The organism is Clostridium aquiflavi (genome assembly GCF_031344075.1).
In the GTDB taxonomy this organism is placed as follows: Bacteria; Bacillota; Clostridia; order Clostridiales; family Clostridiaceae; genus Clostridium; species Clostridium aquiflavi.
Genome location: NZ_JAVJAN010000107.1, coordinates 1 through 796, shown reverse-complemented (window position 1 = coordinate 796; position 796 = coordinate 1). Strand labels below are relative to the sequence as shown.

Here is a 796-nt window from a genome sequence, read left to right as displayed (position 1 = left end):
ATTAAGGTTCTTCCTGATGCACTCTTACTTTCAAGTAATTTTTCATCATTATATGTGTAATTATACATCATATTTCCAGTGTACGCATTATTAAGTGTTCCATCTGGATTGTATTTAAATCTTTGGCTTTACCAATATTATACTTTCTATTAACTATATTTTCATTTCTATCAATGTGCTTTATTAAATTTCCTTCTTCATCATAATAGAAATATTCACTATTTCCTTCTTGATCTTTTATTTCACATACTTGTCCTAAACTATTATAGAAGTATTCAATAGTTCCACCATTTGCATCTGTTGTACTTGTTATATTTCCTGCGTAGTCATATGTGTATTTTTCTATTCCACCTTCAGGTGTTGTTATTTGAATTATTCTTCCCCAGTCGTCTAAAAGATAACTTGTTTCATTTTCATTACCATCAGTAATTCCTGTAATATTTCCCCTAGCATCATAATTATAGCTTTGAGATTTTTTATTTTCTTTCTTTGAATTTGGAGTTACAACATCCTTTATTTGGCCAAGTAATGTATAAGTATATTCAACCTTATTATTTTCTCCATCCACTGAAGTTTTTAGATTTCCTTTTGGATCATAGGCATTTTTAGTAACTGTTTCTCCTAAAGCATTCTTAACTTCTACAACTTGTCCTTTAATATTATACTTATATGTTGTTCCTACCCCATTATCTTTTTCACTATCATATTGCTTTGGAAGTACTTGTTTTATTATTCTATCATTTTTATCATAAAATAATCTTGCTGTATTTCCACTTACATTAGTGAAATGAGTAAG

1 protein-coding gene is annotated in these 796 nt (G+C 28.3%); it reads right to left on the bottom strand.

Features of this window, described 5'->3' with window-relative positions; all coding sequences use genetic code 11:
* Positions 1–67: 67 nt before the first annotated feature.
* Positions 68–796, bottom strand: a 729-nt coding sequence (locus RGC78_RS16135) for a hypothetical protein (protein ID WP_491536915.1), incomplete at its 5' end; no start/stop codon positions are given.